This window comes from Stenotrophomonas sp. 96582_Sma, from assembly GCF_056480905.1.
This window is the reverse complement of the sequence record NZ_CM151122.1, coordinates 4272301-4298445: the sequence shown is the minus strand read 5'-3', so window position 1 is coordinate 4298445 and position 26145 is coordinate 4272301. Positions and strand designations below refer to the sequence as shown.

The following is a 26145-nucleotide window of genomic DNA, read 5'->3' as shown; positions in this document are numbered from 1 at the left end:
CGGAAAACGCCGCCCCAGGGCGGCGTTTTTCGTTGGGTTCACGTATCCACGCATGGCGTGGATCTACCTACGTATCGTGCGCTGGGTCAGTAGATCCACGCCATGCGTGGATGCCGTTCGCGCAGATCGATCAGGCGCCCCAGCTCTTCAACCCGCGTGCAATCCGCGCCACCGCCTCCTGCAGCCGCGGCACTTCCTGGGTATAGGCCAGGCGCACATGCTGGTTGGCGCGATGGAAACCGAAATCCAGGCCCGGGGTGAACGCCACGTGTTCGGTTTCCAGGAAGTGCGCACAGAACGCCTGCGCGTCGTCAGTGAACGCGCTGACATCGGCGTACAGGTAGAACGCGCCCTGCGGCTCGACCTCGATGCGGAAACCCAGCTCGCGCAACGCGGGCAGCAGGAAATCACGGCGCTGGCGGAACGCCTCGCGGCGCTGTTCGAAGATCGCCATCGATTCCTCGCTGAAGCAGGCCAGTGCGGCGTGCTGGGCGATGCTTGAGGCGCTGATGTACAGGTTCTGCGCCAGCTTCTCCAGGTCCGGCACCGCCGCCGGCGGCGCCACCAGCCAACCCAGCCGCCAGCCGGTCATGCCGAAATACTTTGAGAAGCTGTTCAGCACGAACGCGCTGTCATCCACCTGCAGCACGCTGGGTGCATCCAGGCCGTAGGTCAGGCCGTGGTAGATCTCGTCCACCACCAGATGGCCGCCACGCGCGTGCAGGGCCTGCGACAGTGCTGCCAGTTCGTCGGCGGACAGCACGGTGCCGGTCGGATTGGCGGGGGAGGCCACCAGTGCGCCGACGCTGTCGGCATTCCAGTGCTGTTCCACCAGCGACGGTGTGAGCTGGTAGGCGGTGTCCGGGCCGACCGGAACCAGCTGTGCACCGCCTTCCACCAGGCGCAGGAAATGACGGTTGCAGGGATATCCGGGGTCGGCCAGCAGCCAGTGGCGGCCCGGATCGACCAGCAGGCTGCTGGCCAGCAGCAGCGCACCGGAGCCGCCGGGAGTGACCAGGATGCGTTCGGGATCGATATCCAGCCCGTAGTGGCTGCGATAGAAACCACTGATCGCCTGGCGCAGGGCCGGCAGGCCACGTGCGGCGGTGTAGCGGGTATGGCCGGCGGCCAATGCGGCCTGGCCGGCACGCACGACCGGTTCGGCCGTGGTGAAGTCCGGTTCGCCGATTTCCAGGTGGATCACATCGTGGCCCGCCTGTTCCAGCGCCTGCGCGCGGGCCAGCAGGGACATCACGTGGAACGGAGCGATTTCATGGCTGCGCCGGCTGTAGCCCGGCGTGTGGGGCAGGGTACTCATGTGCCCATGGTACGCCGCGCGTCCTGGTCGTGCCGGCCGCTGGCCGGCAACCACCCGCCTCTGTTTATCCCAAGGTTGCCGGCCAGCGGCAAGCACGACCCATGACGATCCGCAGGGTTGCCCGCAACCCTCCTGCAACCCAGACTCGAGCACAAGGACGCCATTGCATTGCGGCTCAAGGAGCCTTATCTCATGAAATCCACCCTCTGCCTGTTGCTTGCCAGCCTGATGACCACCACTGCCACCGCCGCCACGCCGCCCGTTCCGCCGGATGCCGCCAAGCATCCGCATGTGGTCAAGGCGCCGTTCGGCGCGACCCGCAACGACGACTATTACTGGCTGCGCGACGACGAGCGCGAGAACAAGGACATGCTGGCCTACCTGCAGGCCGAGAATGCCTACGCCGACCAGTTGCTGGCGCCGCTGAAGCCGCTGGAAGACACCCTGTACAAGGAGATCGTCGGCCGCATCAAGCAGGACGATTCCAGTGTGCCGGCGCGCGAGCGCGGCTACTGGTACTACAGCCGCTTCGAGACCGGCCAGGACTACCCGATCCACGCACGCCGCAAGGGCAGCATGGATGCCGCCGAGGAAATCCTGCTGGACGTCAACACGATGGCCGCCGGCAAGGGCTACTTCAGCGTCGGCTCGATGGAAGTCAGCCAGGACAACCAGCTGCTGGCCTGGGCCGATGACGATGTCGGTCGCCGCCAGTACACCATCCGCTTCAAGGACCTGGCTACCGGCAAGGTGCTGCCCGATGTGATCACCGGCAGCTCCGGCGACCTGGTCTGGGCCGACGACAACCGCACCGTGCTGTATGTCGAGAACGATCCGGAAACGCTGCTGACCGTACGCGTGAAGAAGCACGTGCTGGGCACCCCGGCCAGTGCCGACACCGTCGTCTACGAAGAGAAGGACGACAGCTTCTACATGGGCATCGGCCGCACCCGCGACGATCGCTTCATCACCATCGGCGTGCACAGCACTGTGTCCTCGGAAGAGCGCTACGCGCCGGCCAGCGACCCGACCACGTTCACCGTACTGGCGCCGCGCCAGCGCGATGTGGAGTACGACGCTGACCACTACGACGGCCGCTGGGTGATCCGCACCAACGACGGTGCGAAGAACTTCAAGCTGGTCACCGCACCGACCGATGCGACCTCGCGCGCACAGTGGAAGGACTGGATCGCGCATGACGATGCGGTTTTCATCGAAGGCTTCGAGCTGTTCGATGCGTACACCGCCATCGCCGAACGTTCCGAGGGCCTGGAACGCATCCGCCTGCTGTTCAAGGATGGCCGCAGCGACTACGTGAAGGCAGATGAGCCGGCGTACTCGATGGGCCTGGGCGACAACACCGAGGCCGATACGCCGTGGCTGCGCTACGTCTACACCTCGATGACCACCCCCACCACCGTGTTCGAGCTGAACACCGCCACCGGCGAGCGTCGCCAGCTGAAGGTGCAGCCGGTGATCGGCTATGACGCGTCGAAGTACGAAACCGATCGTGTCTGGATCACCGCACGCGATGGCGTGAAGGTGCCGGTGTCGCTGGTCTACCGCAAGGGCTACCAGAAGGACGGCAAGGGCGCGCTGTTCCAGTACGCCTATGGCAGCTACGGCATGTCGATGGATCCGTACTTCAACCAGACCGCGGTGAGCCTGCTCGATCGTGGCGTGGTGTATGCCATCGCCCATATCCGTGGCGGCCAGGAGATGGGCCGCGACTGGTACGAGAACGGCAAACTGCTGCACAAGCAGAACACCTTCAACGACTTCATCGACGTCACCCGCGGCCTGGTCGCACAGGGCTGGGCGGCGAAGGATCGCGTCGCCGCGTCCGGCGGCAGCGCCGGTGGCCTGCTGATGGGCGCCGTGGCCAACCAGGCGCCGCAGGACTACCGGGTGATGGTGGCGCAGGTACCGTTCGTCGACGTGGTCACCACCATGCTCGACCCGACCATTCCGCTGACCACCAACGAATACGACGAGTGGGGCAACCCCGAGCAGAAGCAGTATTACGACTACATGCTGTCCTACTCGCCCTACGACAACGTGAAGCAGCAGGCGTACCCGGCGCTGTTCGTGGGCACCGGCCTGTGGGATTCGCAGGTGCAGTACTGGGAGCCGGCCAAGTGGGTGGCCAAGCTGCGTGACGACAACACCGGCCATTACCCGATCCTGTTCCGCACCAACATGGAAGCCGGCCACGGCGGCAAGTCGGGGCGCTTCCAGCGCTACCGCGAGCTGTCCGAGTCGTACGCGTTCGTGCTGCAGCAGCTGGGCATCGCCCAGCCGTAATGGTGCAGGGGTGCCGGGCGTTGCCTGGCACCCCGAACCGGTATCCTTGCGGCCATGAGCCAGTCCGACCCCTCCGCACCCCGCGATGCTGCCACGCCACCGCGCGTGGTGCGTTTCCGCTGGGCGTGGTGGCTGCTGGCCTACGTCAGCCTGGGCACCGGTATCGTCGGCATCTTCGTGCCGGGTCTTCCCACCACCGTATTCATCCTGATCTCGGCCTGGGCTGCCTCGCGTGGTTCCGAGCGCCTGCACACCTGGCTGCTGCAGCACCCGCGCTTCGGCCCGGCCATCGCCAACTGGCAGGCACACGGGGCGGTCAGCCGCTACGGCAAGTGGATGGCCACGATCACCATGGCAGTGTGCGCCGGCATCATGCTGTGGTGCGTGCCGATCGCCTGGGTGAAGTGGTTCTCGATCGGCAGCATGACCGTGGTGGCGATCTGGCTGTGGACCCGGCCGCTGCCGCCGCCTGCAGATTGAACGCCTGCGGTGGTGCCGGCCGCTGGCCGGCAACCCGATCCCCTGCACCAACCGCTCAGCCGCCAATGGCTATACTCGGGGCATGAAGATCCCCCATCGAAACGCCATCCTGATTCCGCTGGCAGCGGCCTCGCTGCTGCTCCTCGCCGCCTGCGGCAACAAGGGCCCGCTGGTACTGCCGCAGAAGCCGGTGCCGGTGGAAGAAACCGTCGAACCGGTTGCCGAGCCCGCTACCGAAGCGACCCCGGCGGAGACCCAGGGCAGCGCCACGCCGGCCACGACCGTGGACCCGGCTGCACCGACCCCACAACCGGCGCCTGCACCTGCGAAGAAGGTGGGCGGCGGGAATGAGTAAGGCCGGTTCCAAGGCGCTGCGCTTCAGCAAGATGCATGGCGCGGGCAATGATTTCGTAGTGATCGACCTGCGTGACGGCACTGCGCCGCCCACGCCTGAACTGGCCGCGCGCCTGGCCGACCGCCACACCGGCGTCGGCTGCGACCAGATCCTGACCATCGAAGCGCCGCGCGCGGAAGGCTCGGTGGCGTCGTACCGCATCTGGAATGCCGACGGTTCCAACTCCGAGCAGTGCGGCAACGGCGCGCGCTGCATCGCGGCCTGGCTGGTGCGTGAGGGCAGTGCGCAGGGGGATCAGTTCGTCATCGACAGCCCGCTGGCCAGTCATGGGGTGAAGGCCCTGGGCGATGGCCAGTTCGCGGTGACCATGGGCGTGCCTGCGTTCGAGCCGGTCAACGTGCCGCTGGTGGGCTTCGCCCATGCACGCGAGGAGTACCTGCTGCCGTTGCAGGGCGAGAGCATACGCTTCGCCGCGGTGTCGATGGGCAATCCACATGCGGTGATCGAAGTGGGCCTGATCGATGCAGCACCGGTCGAGCGCGTCGGTTCGCTGCTGCAGCAGCATGCCTCGTTCCCGCGCTCGGTGAACGTGGGTTTTGCCCAGGTGATGGGCCCGGCGCATGCACGTCTGCGTGTGAATGAACGTGGCGTCGGCGAAACCCTGGCCTGCGGCAGCGGCGCCTGCGCCGCTGCGGTGACCCTGATGCAGCGTGGCCGCCTGCAGCGCGATGCGCGCATCAGCCTGCCCGGGGGTGACCTGCGCATCCAGTGGCCGGGCGATGGCCAGCCGGTGGTGATGGCCGGCCCGACCGCATTCGTCTTCGAAGGGGAGTGGATCGCATGACCGAAACCGTCGACAAGCTCGGGGCCCATGAAGTCGCTGCGTGGTTGCGGCGACATCCCGGCTTCCTCAAGCAGTTCCCGGACCTGGCCCTGACCCTGGTGGTGCCACGCGACGATGGCCCGACCGCGTCGCTGGCCAGCTACCAGCTGGAAGTGCTGCGCGAGAAGAACCGCGAGCTGGCACGACGGTTGGCCGATCTGGGTGCCACCGCCCAGGTCAATGAACGCCTGGCAGTGCGCACGCATCAGCTGACCCTGGCGCTGATGAAGCAGGACAACGCCGCCGACACCCTGCGTGCGATGGCTGCCTCGCTGCAGGAAGATTTCGCCGGCGACCTGGTGCGATTGGTGGTGCACACACCGGTGGCCGGGCTGGAACAGGCCGACTGGCTGCAGGTGATCGCCGCCGATGATGCGCAGCTGGGCCCGTTCCGCGACTGCCTGAACGACGGCGAGCCGATCTGCGGGCGCCTGCAGCCGGAAAAGAATGCCGTGCTGTACGGCGTGCGCAGCGAAGAAGTGCAGACCACCGCGCTGCTGCCGTTGCCGGGCGTGGGCCTGATTGCTGTGGGCAGCCACGACCCGAACCGCTTCTACCCGGGCATGGGCACGCTGTTCCTGCGCATGATGGGCGATGCGTTGGCCACCGGCCTGAAGCGCTTCCCGGGCTGAGCAGGATACGACGATGAGCGCGGTACAGGCCTTCCTGCAGCATCTGCAGGTAGAGCGGCGGATGTCGGCACATACGCTCGACGCCTACCGCCGCGACCTGGACGCGCTGTCGGCCTGGGCCGAGCCGCGCGGTGTTGCGGTGGAAGCACTCGATGCCGAGTCGCTGCGTCAGTTCGTCGCCGATGAGCACCGGCGTGGCTTGTCGGCCAAGAGCCTGCAACGCCGCTTGTCGGCGTGCCGCAGCTTCTACGCCTGGCTGTTGAAGCATGGACGCATCGAGGTCAGCCCGGCGGCGACGCTGAAGGCGCCACGCGCACCGCGCCGGTTGCCGCAGGTGCTCGATGCCGACGAAGCCGTGCAGCTGGTCGAGCTGGAACCGGAAGGTGAACTCGGCCGCCGTGACCGCGCGCTGCTGGAATTGTTCTATTCCTCTGGCCTGCGCCTGAGCGAAGTCTGCGCGCTGACCTGGCGCGACCTGGATTTCGACAGCGGCCTGGTCAACGTGCTGGGCAAGGGCAATCGCCAGCGTCGCGTGCCGTTCGGCCGGCCGGCGCGCGAAGCGCTGCAGGCGTGGCGTGCGGAAAGTGGCGGCGGCCCGGCCTCGCCGGTGTTTCCCGGTCGCAACGGGCCGATCAGCCAGCGTGCGGTGCAGATCCGCATCCGCCAGCTGGCGCAGCGCCAAGGCCTGTTCAAGCACGTGCACCCGCACATGCTGCGGCACAGTTTCGCCAGCCACATCCTGGAATCGTCCGGTGACCTGCGTGGCGTGCAGGAACTGCTTGGCCATGCCGACATCGCCACCACGCAGATCTACACCCACCTCGATTTCCAGCACCTGGCCAAGGTCTACGACGCCGCGCATCCACGTGCGAAGCGCCGCAGCAAGGACGACAAGGCTGAATAGACCGCCCTTGATCTGGATCAGGGCAGGGCGGCCGCTACCGGCGCATTGTGGCCGCAGGCCACGAGGACACCGCCACCATGGCGAAGCCCATTCCGCTGCATCCCAGGCACCCCGAACGCATCTGCTGGGGCTGCGATCGCTACTGCGCGGCTGACGCGCTGGCCTGCGGCAATGGCTCCGGCCGCACCCAGCACCCGATCGAGACGCAGGGTGAGGACTGGTACATCGCCTGGGGCATCGAGCCGAATCCGGATCGGCCTTCGCAGGCCAAGCGCTGAACGGCAGGCGTTCCACGTTCGGGCGGCGGGGTCCGCGCGCATTGCGATGCGCTCGTTAAAAGGGCGCCCTCTTCCCATGGGGCGCCGCCAAGCGCTGAACGGCAGCCATCCGCACAGGCTTGATCGCACCCGGCGCTGTCCCCATGTCCCGGGAACAGCTATCGGAGGCCGCATGGACCCCAGTCAGAATCCCAACGTTTTCCACGCCACCACCATCGTCTGCGTCCGTCGCGGCGAGCACGTGGCCATTGCCGGCGACGGCCAGGTCACGCTGGGCCACACCGTGATGAAGGGCAATGCGCGCAAGGTGCGCCGCCTCGGCCGAGACGGCCAGGTGCTGGCCGGCTTCGCCGGTGCCGCCGCCGATGCCTTCACCCTGTTCGAGCTGTTCGAGGCCAAGCTGGAAAAGCACGGCCAGCTGCAGCGCGCTGCGGTCGAACTGGCCAAGGATTGGCGCACCGAGCGCCGCCTCGGCAAGCTCGAGGCCCTGCTGGCAGTGGCCGACAAGGAAACCTCGCTGATCATCAGCGGCACCGGTGATGTGATCGAGCCGGAGGACGGCATCATCGCCATCGGTTCCGGTGGTTCCTATGCACTGTCGGCCGCGCGCGCGCTGATGGCGCACACCGAACTGGATGCGCGCACCATTGCCAGCGAAGCGATCGGCATTGCCGGCGACATCTGCATCTACACCAACCGCAACGTGGTGGTCGAGGAGCTGTGAGGGTCGTGCCGGCCGCTGGCCGGCAACCTCATGATCCCCCGCACGCGTGCCTGGTTGCCGGCCAGTGGCCGGCACTACCGACAATGAATCCGTGAGCACATCCATGTCGAAGATCGAAGTTTCCTCCGCCACCATGACCCCGCGCGAGATCGTGCAGGAACTGGACCGGCATATCGTGGGCCAGCACGACGCCAAGCGCGCCGTGGCCATTGCCCTGCGCAACCGCTGGCGCCGCATGCAGCTGGTGCCCGAGCTGCGCAATGAAGTGATGCCGAAGAACATCCTGATGATCGGCCCGACCGGCGTCGGCAAGACCGAGATCGCGCGTCGACTGGCCACCCTGGCCAACGCACCGTTCGTGAAGGTCGAAGCCACCCGCTTCACCGAAGTCGGCTACGTCGGCAAGGACGTCGAGCAGATCATCCGCGACCTGGCCGATACCGCGGTCAAGCTGTACCGCGAACAGGCCAAGGTGCGCGTGCGTACCCAGGCCGAGGAGCGCGCCGAAGACCGCATCCTCGATGCGCTGCTGCCGCGCCGCAGCGGTGGCATCGGTTTCGATCCGGAAGTCGCCCGCAATGAGCCGTCGGCGCAGGACAACGAGACCCGCATCAAGTTCCGCAAGATGCTGCGCAACGGTGAGCTGGACGAGCGCGAGATCGAGCTCGACCTGGCTGCCAACGTCAGCATGGACATCATGACCCCGCCGGGCATGGAGGAAATGGGCCAGCAGCTGAAGTCGATGTTCGCCAACCTCGGCGGCGGCGCCAAGGCGCACAAGCGCACGCTGACCATCAAGGCCGCGCGTCCGCTGCTGATCGAGGAAGAAGCCGGCAAGCTGGTCAACGAGGACGACATCCGCACTGCCGCGATCGAGGCCTGCGAGCAGCACGGCATCGTCTTCATCGACGAGATCGACAAGGTCGCCAAGCGTGGTGACAACGTGGGTGGTGGCGACGTGTCGCGCGAAGGCGTGCAGCGCGACCTGCTGCCGCTGGTGGAAGGCTCCAACGTGTCGACCAAGTACGGCACGATCAAGACCGACCACATCCTGTTCATTGCTTCGGGCGCGTTCCACCTGGCCAAGCCCAGCGATCTGATTCCGGAGCTGCAGGGCCGCTTCCCGATCCGCGTGGAGCTGGGTGCGCTGAGCAAGGGTGATTTCGTGCGCATCCTGACCGAGCCGAAGGCCGCGCTGACCAAACAGTACGAAGCGCTGCTGGCCACCGAAGGCGTCAAGGTCAGCTTCACTGCCGACGCCATCGATCGTCTGGCCGAGATCGCCTTCCAGGTGAACGAGCGCCAGGAGAACATCGGTGCCCGTCGCCTGCACACCGTACTGGAGCGCCTGTTGGATTCGCTCAGCTACGAGGCACCGGACCGCGACGGCGAAACCCTGGCCATCGACAGTGCTTATGTCGATGCGCACCTGGGTGAGCTGGTGCAGGACCCGGACCTGAGCCGCTACATCCTGTAATGCCCGACGCTGCAAAGCATGAGGCCGCCGAAAGGCGGCCTTTTTGTTGTTGGTCAGTGCGGATGTCTGGCGCGGTAGGCCTGCAGCACCTGGTCGATCACCGCGCTGGTGCGGGCGGCGCTGATGCCGTTCGATGGCGAGTGGCCGTTGCCGCGCAGCTCATCCACCAGAGTGGCGATCAACGGTTGCTGGATCGACGGCGGGTTCGGGATGTCGAACGCCTGCACGCCGGCCTCGGTCTCCAGAACCACCGGGATGTCCTCGAAGGTGGCAAAGCGCAGTTGTCCGCGATCGCCGGTGATTTCGATTTCATCCTGGCGGCGGAACGCGCAGAAACTCCATTGCGCGATGCCGTGCGCCCCCGTCCCGGTGCGGAAGCACATCGAGACGCTGTCCTCGGCGGCATACGCGCCTGCCTGCGAACTGGCCAGGCCACGCACATCGGTCAAAGGCCCGAGCAGATGATCGAGCAGGTCCAGGGTGTGCGAGCCCAGATCGACGAACAGGCCGCCGCCGGCGATCGCGGGGTTGGTCCGCCAGAAGTCCGGCGATGCAGCGTTCGCCGAATGTGGCCGGTGCAGGGTGGCGCGCACGCTGCGCGGCGTGCCGATCGTGCCGCTGTCCAGCAGCTGCTTCACCTGCGCGAAGCGGGGCAGGGCGCGGCGGTAGTAGGCCACGAACACCGGCACGCCACTGCGCGCGCTGGCCTCCAGCACGCGTTCGCATTCCGCGTGATCCATGGCCATCGGCTTCTCGATGTAGACCGGCTTGCCCGCGGCAATCGCCTGCAACGCGTAGTGCATGTGCGTGGAGGGCGGCGTCGCAACGTAGATCGCGTTCACTTCCGGGTCGGCGATGAGTGCATCGGCGTCCGTGTACCAGCGGGGAATCGCATGGCGCCGCGCATAATCCTCGGCCAACGCCGCATTGCGGCGCATGACCGCCGCCACCCGTGAGCCCGGCGTGTTGGCCAGGGCCGGCCCGCTCTTCTTCTCGGTGACGCTGCCACAGCCGATGAAGCCCCACACCACGTTGTCCAGGATCATGGGTTCGTCCTCAGATGAGTGTCGCGGTGGCGGCAGCAGCTCTACTCATGCTTCGGGCAGCGGCTCGGGCACCGTTCCGGGCACGAACACGCCTTCTTTCACGTAGGCGGCCAGGGTCATGTCCAGCGCAAGCATGCCGTCGCGCTTGAGGTCCATCAGTTCCGGTTCGACCATCGCGCCATGCAGTACGCCCAGCACAGTGGCGTGCAGCATGCGCGCGGCGATCTTCGGGTCCGCGCCTTCGCGCAGCTGGCCCAGGTCCTGGGCCCGGCGCAGGGCGCGCTCCATCCGGTCCAGCGCATCGCGGAAGCCGGCCTGCTGCATTTCGGTCAGCACCTTGGTATCGGCCGAGGCGTCGCTGCGCAGCATGATCTCCATGGTCTTGCGCAGGCGTTCGTCCTCGGACAGCTCGATGAACGAGTGGATCATCACTGCGCGCAGGTCGTGCACCGGTGTGTCGCGCTGGTCGGTGGAGGTGCGCTCCAGTTCCTGCATGAAGGGCAGGTGCACCCGTTCGACGATCGCGGCCAGCACCTCGCTCTTGTTCTTGAAGTGCCAGTACACCGCGCCACGGGTATAGCCGGCGCGGGCACCGATCATCTCCAGCGTGGTACGGGCCACGCCGTGTTCATGGAAGCAGGCTTCGGCGGCGTCAAGGATGCCTTCCCGGGTTGCCTGGGTGTCCTCTTTGGTCTTGCGGGCCATGGGTGTGGGTACGAGTGCGGGTGAAACGTGGCTGAATTGTACCGGTTTACAAACAAACAAGCATGTATGTATATTTCGCACCCATCATTCCCGTCGTGTGCGTGGCAGGCCCGTCCGGCTCCCACTCCGCCCGGGTGGGCGCTGTTCGCACGGTCTTCACCTTCGCTGGTGGAGGGTCCGCCGTATCAGCGCTGGCTGAGACCCTTTCCTTCAAGAGCCTTTCCGTCATGTTGCTGAGCCGAATCCGACCCTTTGCACTGTCGCTGGCAATCGCCGCGACCGTGGCTGCCTGCGGCGGCCAACCCCAGGCCCCCGAACAGGGCCCGGGTGACGTCACCGTGGTCACGCTGAAGTCCGAGACCGTGGGCCTGACCCGCGAGCTGCCGGGCCGTACCAACGCCTTCCTGGTCGCCGAAGTGCGTCCGCAGGTCAACGGCATCGTCGCCAAGCGCCTGTTCACCGAGGGCGGCATGGTCAAGGCCGGCGAGCCGCTGTACCAGATCGAGGACGCCAGCTACCGCGCACAGGCCAACAGTGCCCGTGCCCAGCTGGCGCGTGCCGAGGCCACCGCCAACGCCGCGCGCCTGAGTGCCAAGCGCATCACCGAGCTGGCCAAGGTTGATGCGGTCAGCCAGCAGGACCTGGAAAACGCGGTGGCCGCGCAGAAGCAGGCCGAGGCTGACGTCGGCGCCGCCAAGGCCTCGCTGGATGCGGCCAACGTCACTCTGGGCTACGCCCGCATCACCGCGCCGATCAGCGGCCGCATCGGCAAGTCCAGCGTCACCCAGGGTGCGCTGGTCAGCGCCGGCCAGGCCAATGCGCTGGCCACCGTGCAGCAGCTGGACCCGATCTATGTGGACCTGACCCAGTCCTCGGCCGAGCTGCTGCAGCTGCGCCGTGAGCTGGCCGCGGGCCGCCTGCAGGACAACCAGACGCTGCCGGTCAGCATCCTGATGGAAGACGGCAGCACCTTCGAGCACAAGGGCACGCTGGAGTTCTCCGAAGTCAGCGTCGACCCGGCCACTGGCAGCTTCGGCCTGCGCGTGAAGGTGGACAATCCGGACGGCCTGCTGATGCCGGGCACGTACGTGCGCGCGGTGATCGGCGGCGGTGTGCGCAGCGATGCAGTGCTGGTGCCGATGGCCGGCATCGCCCGCGATCCGAAGGGTGACACCTCCGCGATGGTGGTCGACAAGGACAACAAGGTCGAAGTGCGCCCGGTCAAGGTCAGCCGCACGGTCGGCGACAAGTGGCTGGTCGAGGACGGTCTGAAGGCCGGCGACAAGGTCATTGTCGAAGGCCTGCAGAAGATCGGCCCCGGCATGCCGGTCAAGGCCACCGAGAAGGGCGCTGCTCCGGCCAAGCCGGCAGCGGCCGCCCAGCCTGCCGCTCCGGCCGGCGACGCGAAGTAAGCGGAGAACCCCATGGCACGCTTTTTCATCGATCGACCCATCTTTGCATGGGTGATCGCCATCATCATCATGCTCGCCGGCGGCCTGGCCCTGTTCAAGCTGCCGGTCTCGATGTACCCCAACGTCGCACCGCCGGCGGTGGAAATCAGCGCCACCTACCCGGGTGCATCGGCCAAGGTGGTCGAGGACTCGGTGACGCAGATCATCGAGCAGAACATGAAGGGCCTTGATGGCCTGATCTATTTCTCCTCCAACAGCTCGTCCAACGGCCAGGCCACCATCACCCTGACCTTCGAGAGCGGCACCAACCCGGACATCGCCCAGGTGCAGGTGCAGAACAAGCTGCAGCTGGCCATGCCGCTGCTGCCGCAGGAAGTGCAGCGGCAGGGCATCAACGTGGCCAAGTCCAGCTCGGGCTTCCTGAACGTCATTGCGTTCGTGTCCGAGAACGGCAGCATGGACGCCAACGACATCGCCGACTACGTCGGTTCCAATGTCGTCGACCGTCTGAGCCGCGTGCCGGGCGTGGGCAACATCCAGGTGTTCGGTGGCAAGTACGCCATGCGCATCTGGCTGGACCCGAACAAGCTGCATACCTATGGCCTGTCGGTTGCGGAAGTGACCGCAGCGATCAAGGCACAGAACGCCCAGGTGGCCATCGGCCAGCTCGGCGGCGCGCCGTCGATCAAGGGCCAGCAGCTCAACGCCACCATCAATGCGCAGTCGCGCCTGCAGACCCCGGAACAGTTCCGCAACATCATCGTGCGCGGCGCGCAGGACGGTGCCGAACTGCGCCTGGGCGATGTCGCCCGCGTCGAACTGGGTGCAGAGTCCTACGACTTCGTCACCCGCTACAACGGCCAGCCGGCCAGCGGCCTGGCGGTCACCCTGGCCACCGGCGCCAACGCGCTGGATACCGCGGCCGGCGTGGATGCCGCGCTGCAGGACATGAAGAGCTTCTTCCCGGCCGGCCTGAAGGCCGAGATCCCGTACGACACCACCCCGTTCGTGCGCGTGTCGATCAAGGGCGTGGTGCAGACCCTGATCGAAGCGATCGTGCTGGTGTTCGTGGTGATGTACCTGTTCCTGCAGAACTTCCGCGCCACCCTGATCCCGACCATCGCCGTTCCGGTGGTGCTGCTGGGTACCTTCGGCGTGCTGGCGATGCTGGGCTTCTCGGTGAACATGCTGACCATGTTCGCGATGGTGCTGGCGATCGGCCTGCTGGTGGACGATGCCATCGTGGTGGTGGAGAACGTCGAGCGCATCATGTCCGAGGAAGGACTGTCGCCGCTTGAGGCCACCCGCAAGTCGATGGGCCAGATCACCGGCGCGCTGGTGGGTATCGGCCTGGTGCTGTCGGCGGTGTTCGTGCCGATGGCCTTCATGAGCGGCTCCACCGGCGTGATCTACCGCCAGTTCTCGGCCACGATCGTTTCGGCGATGGCGCTGTCGGTGCTGGTCGCGATCGTGCTGACCCCGGCGCTGTGCGCGACCATGCTCAAGCCGCTGAAGAAGGGTGAGCACCACGTCGCACACAAGGGCTGGTCCGGTCGTTTCTTCAATGGTTTCAACCGCGGCTTCGACCGCACCAGCGAGAGCTACCAGCGCGGTGTGCGCGGCATCATCCACCGTCCGTGGCGCTTCATGGGCATCGTGGCGGCACTGTTCGTGCTGATGGGCGTGCTGTTCGTGCGCCTGCCCAGCTCGTTCCTGCCCAACGAAGACCAGGGCGTGCTGATGGCGCTGGTGCAGGCGCCGGTCGGTGCCACCCAGGAACGTACGCTGGAATCGATCGCGGCACTGGAAAACCACTTCCTGCAGAACGAGAAGGATGCGGTGGACTCGGTGTTCTCGGTGCAGGGCTTCAGCTTCGCCGGTATGGGCCAGAACGCGGGCATGGCATTCGTCAAGCTGAAGGACTGGAGCGAGCGTGACGCCGACAATGGCGTGATGCCGATCACCGGTCGCGCCATGGCGGCACTGGGCCAGATCAAGGATGCCTTCATCTTCGCCTTCCCGCCGCCGGCCATTCCGGAACTGGGTACCGCGTCGGGCTACACCTTCTTCCTGAAGGACAACAGCGGCCAGGGCCACGAGGCACTGGTGGCCGCGCGCAACCAGCTGCTGGGCCTCGCCGCCGGCAGCAAGAAGCTGGCCAACGTGCGCCCGAACGGCCAGGAAGACACGCCGCAGTTCCGCATCGACATCGATGCAGCCAAGGCGACCTCGCTGGGGCTGTCGATCGACCAGATCAACGGTACCTTGGCCGCCGCATGGGGCAGCTCGTACATCGACGACTTTGTCGATCGTGGCCGCGTCAAGCGTGTGTTCGTGCAGGCCGACCAGCCGTTCCGCATGGTGCCGGAGGACTTCGATCTCTGGTCCGTGAAGAACGACAAGGGCGAGATGGTGCCGTTCAGCGCGTTCGCCACCAAGCACTGGGACTATGGTTCGCCGCGTCTTGAGCGCTACAACGGTGTGTCGGCGATGGAAATCCAGGGCGAACCGGCCCCGGGTGTCGCGTCCGGTGATGCCATGGCCGAGATCGAACAGCTGGCCAAGCAGCTGCCGGCGGGCTTCGGCATCGAGTGGACGGCGATGTCCTACCAGGAACGCCAGGCCGGCTCGCAGACGCCGCTGCTGTACACGCTGTCGCTGATGATCGTGTTCCTGTGCCTGGCCGCGATGTATGAAAGCTGGAGCGTGCCGACCGCGGTGCTGCTGGCGGCCCCGCTGGGTATCCTCGGCGCGGTGCTGGCCAATACCTTCAAGGGCCTGGAACGCGACATCTACTTCCAGGTGGCGATGCTGACCACGGTGGGCCTGACCAGCAAGAACGCGATCCTGATCGTCGAGTTCGCCAAGGAAAACCTGGAGAAGGGGGCCAGCCTGATCGAGTCGATCATGCACGCCGTGCGCGACCGCTTGCGCCCGATCGTGATGACCTCGCTGGCCTTCGGCATGGGCGTGGTGCCGCTGGCAATCTCCACCGGTGCCGGCTCCGGTGCCAAGCAGGCGATCGGCACCGGCGTGCTTGGCGGCATGATCGTCGGCACCGTGCTCGGCGTGTTCTTCGTGCCGCTGTTCTTCGTGGTGGTGCAGCGCGTGTTCAAGCGCAAGTCCACGACGTGACCTGAAACGGTAGTGCCGGCCGCTGGCCGGCACCTACTGCCCGCGTGATGTGAATCCAACGAGGTTGCCGGCCAGCGGCCGGCACTACCTCCTGCCATCCGGCAGTACCGATGGAAGTCATTCCCATGAAAAGTGCATCCCTGTTCCTTTCCATTGCCGCCGCGCTCGCGCTCGCCGGCTGCTCCACCCTGGTGCCGAAGAACACCGCCGTTGCTCCGGCCATTCCGGCGCAGTGGCCGGCCGAGGCCGCGCAGGGCGAGGTGGCCGATGTCGCCGCCGTCGGCTGGCGCGACTTCTTCACCGATGCGCGCCTGCAGCAGGTGATCGACCAGTCGCTGCAGAACAACCGCGACCTGCGCGTGGCCGTACTCAACGTTGAACGCGCGCGCGGCCAGTACCGCGTACAGCGCGCCGACCGTGTGCCCGGCGTGGCCGTCACCGGCCAGATGGACCGCCGTGGTACCGACGCCGGTGTCACCGAGCAGTTCACCGCGGGTGTCGGCGTAGCCGAGTTCGAACTGGATCTGTTCGGCCGCGTGCGCAATCTCAGTGAAGCGGCGCTGCAGCAGTACTTCGCCGTGGCCGCCAACCGCCGCAACGCGCAGCTGAGCCTGGTGGCCGAGACCGCCACGGCGTGGCTGACCTACGGAGCTGATGCGCAGCGGCTGAAGATCGCCGATGCCACGCTGAAGACCTACGAGGATTCGCTGCGCCTGGCCGAGGCCCGCCACGAGCGTGGTGGCAGTTCGGCGCTGGAGCTGACCCAGACCCGTACCCTGGTCGAGACCGCGCGTACGGATGCTGCACGCCTGCGTGGCCAGCTGGCCCAGGACCGCAATGCGCTGGCGCTGCTGGCCGGTGGCCAGCTGGATCCGGCACTGCTGCCGGACAGCATCGAACCGCAGCTGCTGGCACTGGCACCGCCGCCGGCCGGCCTGCCCAGCGACGTGTTGCTGCAGCGCCCGGACATCATGGCCGCCGAACATCAGCTGCTGGCGGCCAACGCCAACATCGGTGCGGCACGCGCGGCGTTCTTCCCGAGCATCTCGCTGACCGGCAGCATCGGTAGTGGTTCGAGCGAACTGTCCAACCTGTTCGACAGCGGCACCCGCGTGTGGAGCTTCCTGCCGAAGATCACGCTGCCAATCTTCCAGGGTGGCAAGCTGCGCGCCAACCTGGCCATCGCCAACGCGGACCGTGACATCGCGCTGGCGCAGTACGAGAAGTCGATCCAGGTGGGCTTCCGCGAAACCGCCGATGCGCTGGCGTTGAATGTCAGCCTGGATGAGCAGGTGAGTTCACAGCAGAGGTTGGTGGAAGCGGCCGAACAGGCCAACCGCCTGTCGCAGGCACGCTACGACGCTGGCCTGGACAGCTTCGTGACCCTGCTTGATGCGCGCCGTACCGCCTACAACGCGCAGCAGACTCAGCTGCAGGCGCAGCTGGCCCAGCAGGCCAACCGCATCACCCTGTACAAGGTGCTGGGCGGCGGCTGGCACGAGCGCGGGTAAGCAGTGCTTCTGGTAGGTGCCAACCTTGGTTGGCACGGATGCGTCAGCGCAGACGGCTGGCCCTGTGCCAACCAAGGTTGGCACCTACCTGGAGATCGAGGGTAATGCCGGCCGCGGGCCGGCATTGTCATTTCAGGGCCTGCTACACCGCTTCATCGTCGCGCCGCGCTGCATGGCAGGCGCGCACACGCGCCAGCGCGTCGCCAGCCTCGCGCGCCATCTGCTCGTACTCGCGCCGGATCTCTTCCAGCCGCTCCTCGTCCAGTTCTTCCAGATCCAACAGTTCGTTGTTGGCTTCGGCCGTCGCGCGGATCAGCTCGTCCAGCTTGATCTGCATCGCGGCGGTATCTGCGTTCTGCGTGTGCTGGATCAGGAACACCATCAGGAAGGTGATGATGGTGGTACCGGTGTTGATCACCAGCTGCCAGGTGTCGTTGAAACCGAATACCGGGCCACTGATGCCCCAGATCACCACGATCGCTACCGCGGCCAGGAAGGTCCACGGCGAGCCGGTGGCGGCCGCGGCCTTCTTGGCGATCGTATTGAACAGGTTGCGTGCTTTCATCGTCGTCGTCCCACTCAGGTGACGAGGATGATCGGCAGCGGCTCGTGCAGGGGCCGTGCAGCTCAGGCGCGCAGGCGCGGGGCGTCCTGCAGGCGCACCGGGCTGGTCTGGTAGACGTGCTGCCAGCAACGGTCGACGAATTCGCGGGCCTGGGCTTCGCTCAGGCGCGGCATGATCTGCAGGGCGTACTGGGTCTGGAACATCTCGTCGCGCTGCGCATTGCTGGCGCGCGGCTGTGTGATCAGCGAATCACAGGCGAACTTGATCCACGGCACGTAGGAGCCGAACGAGTTGTGCGGTAGTGCGCCGTCGGCATGCTGGCGGCGCCAGTGGTCAAGCTCGGCGTCAACGTTGATGACCGGGGGAATGGTGGGAACTTCGGCGTGCATGACAATCCAGTTCGGTTGAGTGGAGAGGGAGTGGGGGTTCATCCGAGTGTGGCCGATGGGGCAGTGGAAGCCGCGTCAGCGCGATGTGCAGCTGGCGTTGCGATTGCCTACCAGTTGCGCATGCTCGACCGCGCCGAGGTCTTCGGCCATGTCGGCCATTGCATTGCACAGGCGCTCATGGTCGAGCGGGTGGCCGCGCACCAGTTCCAGCTGCAGGCCCTGGTAGGCAGTCCAGAACAGTGCTCCACGCTGGTGCAGCGCGTACTGCTGCTGCAGGCGCTTGCGGATGGCGTCGAGGATCGGGTCGGGCGTGGGGCGTACGGCGTGCGCGCACATGGCTGGCTCCGCCGGGGAAGGAAGTCCCGGTAACCCCACCCTAGGCGCGGCAGCCGGGTGGGGTGTTACCGCAGCGTGTGCACACAGCGCAGCTGACTGTGCACAGGTTCACGGCATTGGCCGCAAACGCTGCCGGCACTAGGGCGTGCCGGCACTGAAGCGTTCATTAAGCGGGTTCAACAGCACACTGCGTGGTGATCATTCACCGATGTCTTCGTTCCAGATCTCCGGGTGTTGCGCAATGAAGCCGCCCAGCAGGTCCACGCATTCCTGGCTGTCCAGGTCGATCACGTTGACGCCGTTTTCCCGCAGCCAGTCGATGCCGCCCTGGAAGGTGCGCGATTCGCCCACCACCACGGTGCCGATGTTGAACTGGCGCACCAGGCCCGAGCAGTACCAGCACGGCGCCAGGGTGGTGACCATGATGGTGTCCTGGTAGCGGCGCTGGCGGCCGGCCTTGCGGAACGCATCGGTTTCGCCGTGCACCGACGGGTCGCCTTCCTGCACGCGGCGGTTGTGGCCGCAGCCGAGCAGGCGGCCGTCGTTGTGGTACAGCGCCGCGCCGATCGGCACGCCGCCCTCGGCCAGGCCCTGGCGGGCTTCGGCGATGGCGGTCTGCAGCAGGGCCTGGTAGTCGGGCGTGGTGATCATGCGGGGCTCCGGTAAGTCGTGGCCCGCCATGATACGGGCAGGGGGTGCCGCTGGCCCCCGGCGGTGCGATAATCGGGGCCATGAGCGAATCCCCCTACAAAGCCGGTACCACCCATTTCGGGTTCCGCGACGTCGCCGCCAAGGACAAGCAGAAGCTGGTCGGCCAGGTGTTCACCTCGGTCGCGCGCAACTACGACCTGATGAACGACCTGATGAGCCTGGGCGTGCACCGGGCGTGGAAGCGCTACTACGTGGCTACCGCGCAGGTGAAGCCGGGCGACCGTGTGCTCGACCTGGCAGGCGGCACCGGCGATATCGCCGCGCTGCTGAAGGAGCGCGTCGGCGCCGAGGGCTCGGTGGTGCTGGGCGACATCAACGCCGGCATGCTGTCGGTCGGCCGCGACCGCCTGACCAACCGCGGCCTCGTGCTCGGCCTGGACTATGTGCAGTGCAACGCCGAAGCCCTGCCGTTCCCGGACAACAGCTTCGACCTGGTGACCATCGCCTTCGGCCTGCGCAACGTGACCGACAAGGACGCTGGCCTGCGCGAGATGTACCGCGTGCTGAAGGTGGGTGGCCAGGCCCGCGTGCTGGAATTCTCCGAAGTCACCGCCGACTGGTTCAAGCCGATCTACGACTTCCACTCGTTCAAGATCCTGCCCAAGCTGGGCAAGCTGTTCGCCAATGATTCGGACAGCTACCAGTACCTGGCCGAGAGCATCCGCAAGCACCCGCCGCAGGACGAACTGAAGGCGATGATGGGGCAGGCCGGCTTCGAGCGCTGCCACTACAAGAACCTGACCGGCGGCATCGTTTCGATCCACTCCGGCTACAAGCTGTAAACCGCGCTTTTGTAGGTGCCAACCTTGGTTGGCACACGCCTGCACCGGGCGCTGACACATCCGTGCCAACCAAGGTTGGCACCTACCGGTAGAGGCCAACCTTGGTTGGCATGCGCCCGAGGCGCAGCGCAGCCCCGGCCGCCCGTACCGCGTCCGCCGCCATTCCGGTAGAAGCCAACCTTGGTTGGCATGCGCCGGAGGCGCAGGATCGGCCCCGCCCGCCATTACCCCGCACCGCGCAACGCCTGCGGGGCCGGAGGGAGTTACCATTGGGGGTCTGATCCCCGTAACGGTCCCGATTCATGCGTAATCCGCTGATGCTCCTTCCGCTGGCCGTGGCCCTGGCCGCCGGCTGCTCCCAGGAGGCGGCTGCACCCGCCGCCGCCCCGACTGCCGCCAAGGCCCCCGCCGCCCCCGTGAACGCCGAGAACCGCAGCCACGACGAAAGCTCGTACGCCGAGCCGGACAAGGTCGTCATCAAGGACATCGCGCTGGATCTGAAGCTGGACTTCGACCAGAAGCAGATCGGCGGCACCGCCACCTACACCCTGGAATGGAAGCAGAAGGACGCCAAGCAGCTGGTGCTCGACACCCGCGAGCTGACCGTGTCCAAGGTCGAGGCCGTCGCTGCCGATGGCGCGCGCAGCCCGTTGAAGTTCGAGCTGGCCGCCGCTGACAAGGTGTTCGGCAGCAAGCTGACCATCGAAGCCCCGGAACAGCCGGCCAAGGTGGAAGTGACCTACCACACCGCGCCGACCGCCTCGGGCCTGCAGTGGCTGGCACCGTCGATGACCGAGGGTAAGAAGCTGCCCTTCATGTTCAGCCAGTCGCAGGCCATCCACGCCCGTTCCTGGGTGCCGCTGCAGGACACCCCGAGCGTGCGCTTCACCTACAGCGCGCACGTGGTCTCGCGCCCGGACGTGATGGTGCTGATGAGCGCCGACAACGATCCGAAGGCCGCGCGTGACGGTGACTACACCTTCAAGATGCCGCAGCCGATTCCGTCGTACCTGCTGGCCATCGCCGCCGGCGACCTGGTGTTCGAGCCGATCTCCGGCCGCTCCGGCGTCTGGGCCGAGCCGACCATGGTCAACAAGGCCGCCAAGGAGTTCGAAGACACCGAGAAGATGATCGGTGCCGCCGAGAAGCTGTACGGCGAATACCGCTGGGGCCGCTACGACATGCTGGTGCTGCCGCCGTCATTCCCGTTCGGCGGCATGGAGAACCCGCGCCTGACCTTCGCCACCCCGACCGTGATCGTCGGTGACAAGTCGCTGGTCTCGCTGGTCGCCCACGAACTGGCGCACAGCTGGTCGGGCAACCTGGTGACCAACGCCAGCTGGAAGGACATCTGGCTCAATGAAGGCTTCACCACCTACGTCCAGGGCCGCATCACCGAAGCTCTGTACGGCAAGGAGATGGCCGAGATGGAGAAGCAGATCGACCAGACCGACCTGCTGGCCGAAGTGAAGGACATGAGCCCGGCCGACCAGGCGCTGGCGCTGCCGCCGCTGAACGAGCGTGACCCCGACGAAGCCCTCAGCCAGGTCGCCTACGTCAAGGGTTCGTGGTTCCTGGAATTCCTGGAGCAGCGCTTCGGCCGCGAAACCTTCGATCCGTTCCTGCGTGGCTGGTTCGATGACCACGCCTTCCAGAGCGCGAACACCGACCAGTTCGTCGAGTACCTGAAGAAGAACCTGCTGCCGAAGAATCCGTCGGCAGTGACCGAGGCCGAACTGAAGGCATGGCTGGACGAGCCGGGCATCCCGGCGTTCGCGGCCAAGGCGCAGTCGCGCAACTTCAGTAGCGTCGATACCGCGCGCATCGCGTTTGCCAGCGCCGGCACCGTGCCGAGCAGCCAGGTCATCGCCGACTGGAGCACGCAGGAATGGGTGCGCTTCATCGACGGCCTGGGCGCGACCCAGCCGCTGGACAAGCTGGCCACGCTGGACAAGGCGTTCCACTTCACCGGCACCCCGAATGGCGAGATCGCCATGCGCTGGTACCCGCTGGCAATCCGCAGCGGTTACGAGCAGGCCAACGAAGGGGCCGCTGCGTTCATCGAGCGCGTCGGCCGTCGCAAGCTGATCATGCCGATCTACGCTGAACTGGTGAAGACGCCGAAGGGGCTGGAGCTGGCCAAGCAGGCCTTCGAAAAGGCCAAGCCGGGATACCACCCGATCACCACCGGCTCGGTGCAGGACATGCTGTCCAAGGCTGAAGCCAAGTAAGAAAAAGCGCCGGGCACCCCCCGGCGCTTTTTTGTAGAGTCGAGCCATGCTCGACTGCTGTTGAAGCGCCAGTCGAGCATGGCTCGACTCTACAGAAATGCGAAAACACGAAGGACCTCCGCCATGAAACGACTGATCCTGCTCACCGCCTGCACCCTGGCCCTGGCTGCCTGCAGCAACCCCGAGGAAGAGCGCAAGGCGCAGGAAGCCGCCGCAGCCGCCGTGCAGGCACAGAAGGAAGCCAAGGCCGAAGACGTGGCCAAGCAGTACGACATGGCCGTGGCCGCACAGGACTGGGAGCGTGCGCGCCTGCATGGCGCCTCGCTGCTGGACCAGTACAAGGACACCGCCGCCGCCGAGCGCATCGCCGCCGGCTTCGACGAGGTCAAGGCCAAGGGCGATGCTGCGCGCGACCTGCGCCGCATGCAGGCGCTGTGGCAGTACAACCAGATCCCGGTGGGCAACAAGGGCAACCAGGTCTCGGCGCAGATCTACAGCAAGGAACGGGTGGACGTGGATGGCAGCGGTGCCAAGCCGGTGCAGCTGGTGTTCCGCGATCATCCGGAGTGGAAGCGGCATGCCTACCTGGTGCTGCAGGCCGGCGATTTCCGTTGCCCGCAGTGCGCGGTGAAAGTAACCGTGGACGACGGCAAGCCGATTTCCATGGCGGCCTGGCGCCCGAAGACCGATGAAGCCATCGCGCTGTTCATCACCGACCAGAAGGCACTGTGGAAGCTGGCGCGCAAGGGCAAGTCGATCAGCATCGAGTTCCCGGTCAAGGCCGGCGGCACGCGTACTGCCGTGTTCGAAACCGGTGGTGTCGACGCCAGCCGCATGCCGCAGTGGTGGCAGTGATGGTTGCGGCGGGCAGCGCAGTGCACGCGTTGTCCGCGATCCGGCACTGGGTGTTCGACATGGACGGTACGCTGACTGTCGCCGTGCATGATTTCGCCGCGATCCGCCGCGCGCTGCAGATCGCCGCGGAGGAAGATATCCTCGACCATATCGCAGCGCTGCCGGATGCGCCGGCGCAGGCCAAGCGCGAGTGGCTGCTGGATCACGAACGTGCGCTGGCCGAGGAGGCACTGCCGGCGCCGGGTGCGGTGAAGCTGCTGCGCGCGCTGTCGGCGGCGGGCTGCCGGCTGGGCATCCTGACCCGCAACGATCATGCGCTGGCGAAGCTGACCCTGGACGCGATCGGGGTCGGGGAGTTGTTCGACGATGCCGACATCATCGGCCGCGATGAAGCGGTGCCCAAGCCGTCGCCGGATGGCCTGCAGCAGCACCTGCAGCGTTGGGGCATCGCGGCGGCAGAGGCGGTGATGGTGGGAGACCACGCCTACGACCTGGAGTGCGGCCGCGCCGCGGGCACCCACACCGTGCTGGTCAATCTGCCGGAGAACCCGTGGCCGGGCAGTGCCGACTGGCATTTCGCCGATTGCCGCGACCTGTTGGCCGCCTGGCAGCAGAAGGGGTAGTGCCGGCCGCTGGCCGGCAGTGTCGACCAAGGTCGACACCTACCAAGGCACAGGGTGTCGACCAAGGTCGACACCCACCGAGCGGGTGCGCGGGCAGTTCGTTTACGCGCCCAGCGCGTAACCGAACTGCTGCTTGAACTGCTCGTTGAACTCGTCAAAGGTGAAGCGCTGGTTCTGCGTGCCCGGGTGCTCGACCTTCAGCGCGCCCATCAGGTTGCCCATGCGGCCGATGGTCAGCCAGTCGTAGCCCTTCTGGATGCCGTAGATCAGGCCCGCACGGAAGGCGTCGCCACAGCCGGTCGGGTCGACCACGCGGCGCTCGTGCGCCGGCGGGATGTCGTAGCTCTTTTCCGGGGTGTGGATGACCGCGCCCTTCGGGCCGCGGGTGGTGATGTAGGCCTTGACCCGGCTGACGATCTCCTTCTCGTCCCAGCCGGTGCGTTCCTGCAGGAGGTTCGACTCGTAGTCGTTGACCACCACGTAGTCGGCCTGGTCGATGAAGGCGCGCAGCTCCGGGCCGTTGAACAGCGGCATGGCCTGGCCCGGGTCGAAGATGAACGGAATACCGTCTTCGTGGAATTCCTGCGCGTTCTGGATCATGCCTTCGCGGCCGTCCGGGCCGACCAGCCCCAGAGTCACGCCCGGTACGCCACGCACGTGGTTCTCGTAGGAGCGCATCATCGCGCCCGGGTGGAAGGCGGTGATCTGGTTGTTGTCGTGGTCGGTGGTGATGAACGCCTGCGGGGTGAACAGCTCATCAATCACGCGCACGCGCGACAGGTCGATGCCCAGGCCGTCGAAGTATTCGCGGTACGGGCCGAAGTCCGAACCCACGGTGCCCATCGGGATCGGCTGGCCGCCCAGCAGGTGCAGGTTGTAGGCGATGTTGCCGGCGCAGCCGCCGAACTCGCGGCGCATGCGCGGGACCAGGAAGGACACGTTCAGGATGTGCACCTTGTCCGGCAGGATGTGATTCTTGAACTGGTCCGGGAACACCATGATGGTGTCGAAGGCAAGAGAACCACAGATCAGAGCGGACATCGATGTAAGCCTATGCGGTGAATTTTGGGGTGGGCCGGCCCGGTTCGGCGGGCAAGCAAACGGCGCCCTTGGGCGCCCGACGGCGCAAAGGTTACCCGCTGGTGCCGCTCAGGGCCAGAACCGGGTGAGACCCGATCAGGCCGAAAGCCTGTGAAGACGCGGGTTCAGCTAGTTTTTTCCTTGCTCGGCGGCAGGCGGGTTGCTAGGCTTGTCGGCCTCGATTTCTGCCCATTTTTTCGCCATCCCGCGGCGGGCACGACACCCCTCAGGACTCCTTCCTCAGATGTTCAAGAAACTCCGTGGCATGTTCTCCAATGACCTGTCCATCGACCTGGGCACGGCCAACACCCTCATCTACGTGCGCGGGCAGGGAATCGTGCTGAACGAGCCATCGGTCGTGGCCGTGCGTCAGGACCGTGCCATTGGTGGCACCCGCTCGGTGGCAGCCGTAGGCGCCGAAGCCAAGCAGATGCTTGGCCGTACCCCGGGCCACATCACCACCATCCGCCCGATGAAGGACGGCGTCATCGCCGACTTCACCTACACCGAGGCGATGCTCAAGCACTTCATCAAGAAGGTGCACAAGTCGCGCGTGCTGCGCCCGAGCCCGCGCGTGCTGGTCTGCGTGCCGGCCGGCTCGACCCAGGTCGAGCGCCGCGCGATCAAGGAATCGGCCGAGGAAGCCGGTGCCCGTGACGTGTTCCTGATCGAAGAGCCGATGGCCGCCGCGATCGGCGCCGGCATGCCGGTCACCGAAGCCCGTGGCTCGATGGTCATCGACATCGGCGGCGGCACCACCGAAGTTGCGGTGATCTCGCTCAACGGCATCGTCTATTCGGCTTCGGTCCGCATCGGCGGCGACCGCTTCGACGAGTCGATCACCAACTACGTGCGCCGCAACCACGGCATGCTGATCGGTGAAGCCACCGCCGAGCGCATCAAGGTCGAGCTGGGCTGTGCCTACCCGCAGGCGGAAGTGATCGAAATGGAAATCTCCGGCCGCAACCTCGCCGAGGGCGTGCCGAAGATGATCAAGATCAGCTCCAACGAAGTGCTCGAGGCCCTGCACGAACCGCTGTCGGGCATCGTCAGCGCGGTCAAGCTGGCGCTGGAGCAGACCCCGCCGGAACTGTGCGCCGACGTCGCCGAGCGCGGCATCGTGCTGACCGGTGGTGGCGCCCTGCTGCGTGACCTGGACCGCCTGATTTCCGAGGAAACCGGCCTGCACGTGCAGGTGGCGGACGATCCGCTGACCTGCGTGGCCCGCGGCGGTGGCCGTGCGCTGGAGCTGGTCGACATGCACGGCAACGAGTTCTTTGCGCCGGAATAAGCCGTCCCGGCTGCCTGCGCCCGCAGCGCCCCTCCGGGGTGCGGCCCACCATGAGGGTAGGCCGGCACCGGCGGGGCGTCCGCGTGTTTCCCTTCCGCCTTCTGCCAGTTGAATCGTT

General features: G+C 66.4%; 25 protein-coding genes. 17 read left to right on the top strand and 8 right to left on the bottom strand.

Annotated elements, in window-relative coordinates; genetic code table 11:
- Window positions 1-130 precede the first annotated feature (130 nt).
- Window positions 131-1318 (bottom strand): pyridoxal phosphate-dependent aminotransferase, encoded by a 1188-nt coding sequence (locus ACZK2R_RS20035; protein WP_180838453.1) that lies wholly within the window; start codon window positions 1316-1318, stop codon window positions 131-133.
- A gap of 192 nt (window positions 1319-1510) precedes the next feature.
- Between ACZK2R_RS20035 and ACZK2R_RS20030 the strand changes: the two genes are divergently transcribed.
- The 9 genes from ACZK2R_RS20030 (at window position 1511) to hslU (ending at window position 9355) form a co-directional block, all read left to right on the top strand.
- Window positions 1511-3622 (top strand): S9 family peptidase, encoded by a 2112-nt coding sequence (locus tag ACZK2R_RS20030; RefSeq protein WP_180838452.1) that lies wholly within the window; start codon window positions 1511-1513, stop codon window positions 3620-3622.
- Window positions 3623-3676: 54 nt separating this feature from the next.
- Window positions 3677-4102, top strand: coding sequence for a YbaN family protein (locus tag ACZK2R_RS20025; protein ID WP_180838451.1), 426 nt, complete (start codon window positions 3677-3679; stop codon window positions 4100-4102).
- Window positions 4103-4184: 82 nt separating this feature from the next.
- On the top strand, window positions 4185-4457 hold the full coding sequence (gene lptM / locus ACZK2R_RS20020; RefSeq protein ID WP_180838450.1) for an LPS translocon maturation chaperone LptM: 273 nt from the start codon (window positions 4185-4187) through the stop codon (window positions 4455-4457).
- Window positions 4450-5301, top strand: coding sequence for a diaminopimelate epimerase (gene dapF, locus ACZK2R_RS20015; RefSeq protein WP_125893425.1), 852 nt, complete (start codon window positions 4450-4452; stop codon window positions 5299-5301). Before lptM ends, dapF begins: the two co-directional genes overlap by 8 nt.
- Window positions 5298-5972, top strand: coding sequence for a DUF484 family protein (locus ACZK2R_RS20010; RefSeq protein WP_125893427.1), 675 nt, complete (start codon window positions 5298-5300; stop codon window positions 5970-5972). Before dapF ends, ACZK2R_RS20010 begins: the two co-directional genes overlap by 4 nt.
- Before the next feature lie 13 nt (window positions 5973-5985).
- Window positions 5986-6876: a tyrosine recombinase XerC gene (xerC, locus tag ACZK2R_RS20005; RefSeq protein WP_049421395.1), complete on the top strand. Its 891-nt coding sequence runs from the start codon at window positions 5986-5988 to the stop codon at window positions 6874-6876.
- Between the two features lie 77 nt (window positions 6877-6953).
- Window positions 6954-7154 carry a DUF3079 domain-containing protein gene (locus ACZK2R_RS20000; RefSeq protein ID WP_010481389.1) on the top strand — a complete coding sequence of 67 codons (201 nt, stop codon included), beginning with the start codon at window positions 6954-6956 and terminating at the stop codon, window positions 7152-7154.
- Between the two features lie 172 nt (window positions 7155-7326).
- Window positions 7327-7878, top strand: a complete 552-nt coding sequence (gene hslV / locus ACZK2R_RS19995; protein WP_005411093.1) for an ATP-dependent protease subunit HslV — start codon at window positions 7327-7329, stop codon at window positions 7876-7878.
- Between the two features lie 103 nt (window positions 7879-7981).
- Complete coding sequence (hslU, locus tag ACZK2R_RS19990; protein ID WP_014038532.1) at window positions 7982-9355, top strand: ATP-dependent protease ATPase subunit HslU; 1374 nt, start codon at window positions 7982-7984, stop codon at window positions 9353-9355.
- A gap of 53 nt (window positions 9356-9408) precedes the next feature.
- On the opposite strand, the gene ACZK2R_RS19985 is transcribed toward hslU, so the two are convergent.
- The gene (locus ACZK2R_RS19985; protein ID WP_180838449.1) at window positions 9409-10401 is read right to left on the bottom strand and encodes a Gfo/Idh/MocA family protein; all 993 of its coding nucleotides are present in this window, start codon (window positions 10399-10401) and stop codon (window positions 9409-9411) included.
- 45 nt (window positions 10402-10446) lie between these two features.
- Complete coding sequence (gene smeT, locus ACZK2R_RS19980; RefSeq protein ID WP_032129009.1) at window positions 10447-11106, bottom strand: efflux transporter SmeDEF transcriptional repressor SmeT; 660 nt, start codon at window positions 11104-11106, stop codon at window positions 10447-10449.
- Window positions 11107-11333: 227 nt separating this feature from the next.
- On the opposite strand from smeT, the gene smeD reads away from it, so the two are divergent.
- The 3 genes from smeD to smeF all read left to right on the top strand — a co-directional run bounded on the left by smeD (window position 11334) and on the right by smeF (window position 17164).
- Window positions 11334-12518, top strand: a complete 1185-nt coding sequence (gene smeD / locus ACZK2R_RS19975) for a multidrug efflux RND transporter periplasmic adaptor subunit SmeD (protein WP_032129008.1) — start codon at window positions 11334-11336, stop codon at window positions 12516-12518.
- A gap of 12 nt (window positions 12519-12530) precedes the next feature.
- Complete coding sequence (gene smeE / locus ACZK2R_RS19970; RefSeq protein ID WP_125893437.1) at window positions 12531-15653, top strand: multidrug efflux RND transporter permease subunit SmeE; 3123 nt, start codon at window positions 12531-12533, stop codon at window positions 15651-15653.
- A gap of 110 nt (window positions 15654-15763) precedes the next feature.
- Window positions 15764-17164, top strand: a complete 1401-nt coding sequence (smeF, locus tag ACZK2R_RS19965; protein WP_125893439.1) for a multidrug efflux RND transporter outer membrane subunit SmeF — start codon at window positions 15764-15766, stop codon at window positions 17162-17164.
- Window positions 17165-17306: 142 nt separating this feature from the next.
- Here smeF and ACZK2R_RS19960 read toward each other — a convergent pair whose 3' ends face one another.
- The 4 genes from ACZK2R_RS19960 to ACZK2R_RS19945 all read right to left on the bottom strand — a co-directional run bounded on the left by ACZK2R_RS19960 (window position 17307) and on the right by ACZK2R_RS19945 (window position 19105).
- The gene (locus tag ACZK2R_RS19960) at window positions 17307-17729 is read right to left on the bottom strand and encodes a low affinity iron permease family protein (RefSeq protein WP_032129005.1); all 423 of its coding nucleotides are present in this window, start codon (window positions 17727-17729) and stop codon (window positions 17307-17309) included.
- A gap of 62 nt (window positions 17730-17791) precedes the next feature.
- A complete protein-coding gene (locus tag ACZK2R_RS19955) occupies window positions 17792-18118 on the bottom strand; it encodes a hypothetical protein (protein ID WP_014038526.1) in 327 nt (108 codons plus the stop codon).
- A 75-nt stretch (window positions 18119-18193) separates the two neighbouring features.
- The gene (locus ACZK2R_RS19950; protein WP_121504356.1) at window positions 18194-18454 is read right to left on the bottom strand and encodes a hypothetical protein; all 261 of its coding nucleotides are present in this window, start codon (window positions 18452-18454) and stop codon (window positions 18194-18196) included.
- Between the two features lie 198 nt (window positions 18455-18652).
- On the bottom strand, window positions 18653-19105 hold the full coding sequence (locus ACZK2R_RS19945; RefSeq protein WP_005411083.1) for a nucleoside deaminase: 453 nt from the start codon (window positions 19103-19105) through the stop codon (window positions 18653-18655).
- A gap of 80 nt (window positions 19106-19185) precedes the next feature.
- Here ACZK2R_RS19945 and ubiE point away from each other — a divergent pair, with 80 nt between their 5' ends.
- The 4 genes from ubiE (at window position 19186) to ACZK2R_RS19925 (ending at window position 23656) form a co-directional block, all read left to right on the top strand.
- Window positions 19186-19947, top strand: coding sequence for a bifunctional demethylmenaquinone methyltransferase/2-methoxy-6-polyprenyl-1,4-benzoquinol methylase UbiE (ubiE, locus tag ACZK2R_RS19940; protein WP_005411082.1), 762 nt, complete (start codon window positions 19186-19188; stop codon window positions 19945-19947).
- A gap of 302 nt (window positions 19948-20249) precedes the next feature.
- Window positions 20250-22178 carry a M1 family metallopeptidase gene (locus ACZK2R_RS19935; RefSeq protein ID WP_125893445.1) on the top strand — a complete coding sequence of 643 codons (1929 nt, stop codon included), beginning with the start codon at window positions 20250-20252 and terminating at the stop codon, window positions 22176-22178.
- 123 nt (window positions 22179-22301) lie between these two features.
- Window positions 22302-23033, top strand: coding sequence for a hypothetical protein (locus tag ACZK2R_RS19930; RefSeq protein WP_180838668.1), 732 nt, complete (start codon window positions 22302-22304; stop codon window positions 23031-23033).
- Window positions 23033-23656, top strand: coding sequence for an HAD family hydrolase (locus ACZK2R_RS19925; RefSeq protein WP_180838669.1), 624 nt, complete (start codon window positions 23033-23035; stop codon window positions 23654-23656). Before ACZK2R_RS19930 ends, ACZK2R_RS19925 begins: the two co-directional genes overlap by 1 nt.
- 102 nt (window positions 23657-23758) lie before the next feature.
- Here the strand turns inward: ACZK2R_RS19925 and ACZK2R_RS19920 are convergent, their stop codons facing one another.
- Window positions 23759-24697, bottom strand: a complete 939-nt coding sequence (locus ACZK2R_RS19920; protein ID WP_049463230.1) for a carbohydrate kinase family protein — start codon at window positions 24695-24697, stop codon at window positions 23759-23761.
- 283 nt (window positions 24698-24980) lie between these two features.
- Here ACZK2R_RS19920 and ACZK2R_RS19915 point away from each other — a divergent pair, with 283 nt between their 5' ends.
- Entirely contained in the window at window positions 24981-26027 is a 1047-nt protein-coding gene (locus ACZK2R_RS19915; RefSeq protein ID WP_005419402.1) for a rod shape-determining protein, read from the top strand.
- Window positions 26028-26145 lie beyond the last annotated feature (118 nt).

Coding starts and splice junctions, on each gene's coding strand:
- smeT (WP_032129009.1), bottom strand. CDS start 11,106: ATGGCCCGCAAGACCAAAGAGGACACCCAGGCAACCCGGGAAGGCATC.
- ACZK2R_RS19960 (WP_032129005.1), bottom strand. CDS start 17,729: ATGAAAGCACGCAACCTGTTCAATACGATCGCCAAGAAGGCCGCGGCC.
- ACZK2R_RS19930 (WP_180838668.1), top strand. CDS start 22,302: ATGAAACGACTGATCCTGCTCACCGCCTGCACCCTGGCCCTGGCTGCC.
- hslV (WP_005411093.1), top strand. CDS start 7,327: ATGGACCCCAGTCAGAATCCCAACGTTTTCCACGCCACCACCATCGTC.
- ACZK2R_RS20035 (WP_180838453.1), bottom strand. CDS start 1,318: ATGAGTACCCTGCCCCACACGCCGGGCTACAGCCGGCGCAGCCATGAA.
- ACZK2R_RS19935 (WP_125893445.1), top strand. CDS start 20,250: ATGCGTAATCCGCTGATGCTCCTTCCGCTGGCCGTGGCCCTGGCCGCC.
- ACZK2R_RS19920 (WP_049463230.1), bottom strand. CDS start 24,697: ATGTCCGCTCTGATCTGTGGTTCTCTTGCCTTCGACACCATCATGGTG.
- ACZK2R_RS19945 (WP_005411083.1), bottom strand. CDS start 19,105: ATGATCACCACGCCCGACTACCAGGCCCTGCTGCAGACCGCCATCGCC.
- ACZK2R_RS20010 (WP_125893427.1), top strand. CDS start 5,298: ATGACCGAAACCGTCGACAAGCTCGGGGCCCATGAAGTCGCTGCGTGG.
- dapF (WP_125893425.1), top strand. CDS start 4,450: ATGAGTAAGGCCGGTTCCAAGGCGCTGCGCTTCAGCAAGATGCATGGC.
- ACZK2R_RS19950 (WP_121504356.1), bottom strand. CDS start 18,454: ATGTGCGCGCACGCCGTACGCCCCACGCCCGACCCGATCCTCGACGCC.
- ACZK2R_RS19925 (WP_180838669.1), top strand. CDS start 23,033: ATGGTTGCGGCGGGCAGCGCAGTGCACGCGTTGTCCGCGATCCGGCAC.
- lptM (WP_180838450.1), top strand. CDS start 4,185: ATGAAGATCCCCCATCGAAACGCCATCCTGATTCCGCTGGCAGCGGCC.
- xerC (WP_049421395.1), top strand. CDS start 5,986: ATGAGCGCGGTACAGGCCTTCCTGCAGCATCTGCAGGTAGAGCGGCGG.
- ACZK2R_RS20025 (WP_180838451.1), top strand. CDS start 3,677: ATGAGCCAGTCCGACCCCTCCGCACCCCGCGATGCTGCCACGCCACCG.
- smeF (WP_125893439.1), top strand. CDS start 15,764: ATGGAAGTCATTCCCATGAAAAGTGCATCCCTGTTCCTTTCCATTGCC.
- hslU (WP_014038532.1), top strand. CDS start 7,982: ATGTCGAAGATCGAAGTTTCCTCCGCCACCATGACCCCGCGCGAGATC.
- ACZK2R_RS19915 (WP_005419402.1), top strand. CDS start 24,981: ATGTTCAAGAAACTCCGTGGCATGTTCTCCAATGACCTGTCCATCGAC.
- smeE (WP_125893437.1), top strand. CDS start 12,531: ATGGCACGCTTTTTCATCGATCGACCCATCTTTGCATGGGTGATCGCC.
- ubiE (WP_005411082.1), top strand. CDS start 19,186: ATGAGCGAATCCCCCTACAAAGCCGGTACCACCCATTTCGGGTTCCGC.
- ACZK2R_RS19955 (WP_014038526.1), bottom strand. CDS start 18,118: ATGCACGCCGAAGTTCCCACCATTCCCCCGGTCATCAACGTTGACGCC.
- ACZK2R_RS19985 (WP_180838449.1), bottom strand. CDS start 10,401: ATGATCCTGGACAACGTGGTGTGGGGCTTCATCGGCTGTGGCAGCGTC.
- smeD (WP_032129008.1), top strand. CDS start 11,334: ATGTTGCTGAGCCGAATCCGACCCTTTGCACTGTCGCTGGCAATCGCC.
- ACZK2R_RS20030 (WP_180838452.1), top strand. CDS start 1,511: ATGAAATCCACCCTCTGCCTGTTGCTTGCCAGCCTGATGACCACCACT.
- ACZK2R_RS20000 (WP_010481389.1), top strand. CDS start 6,954: ATGGCGAAGCCCATTCCGCTGCATCCCAGGCACCCCGAACGCATCTGC.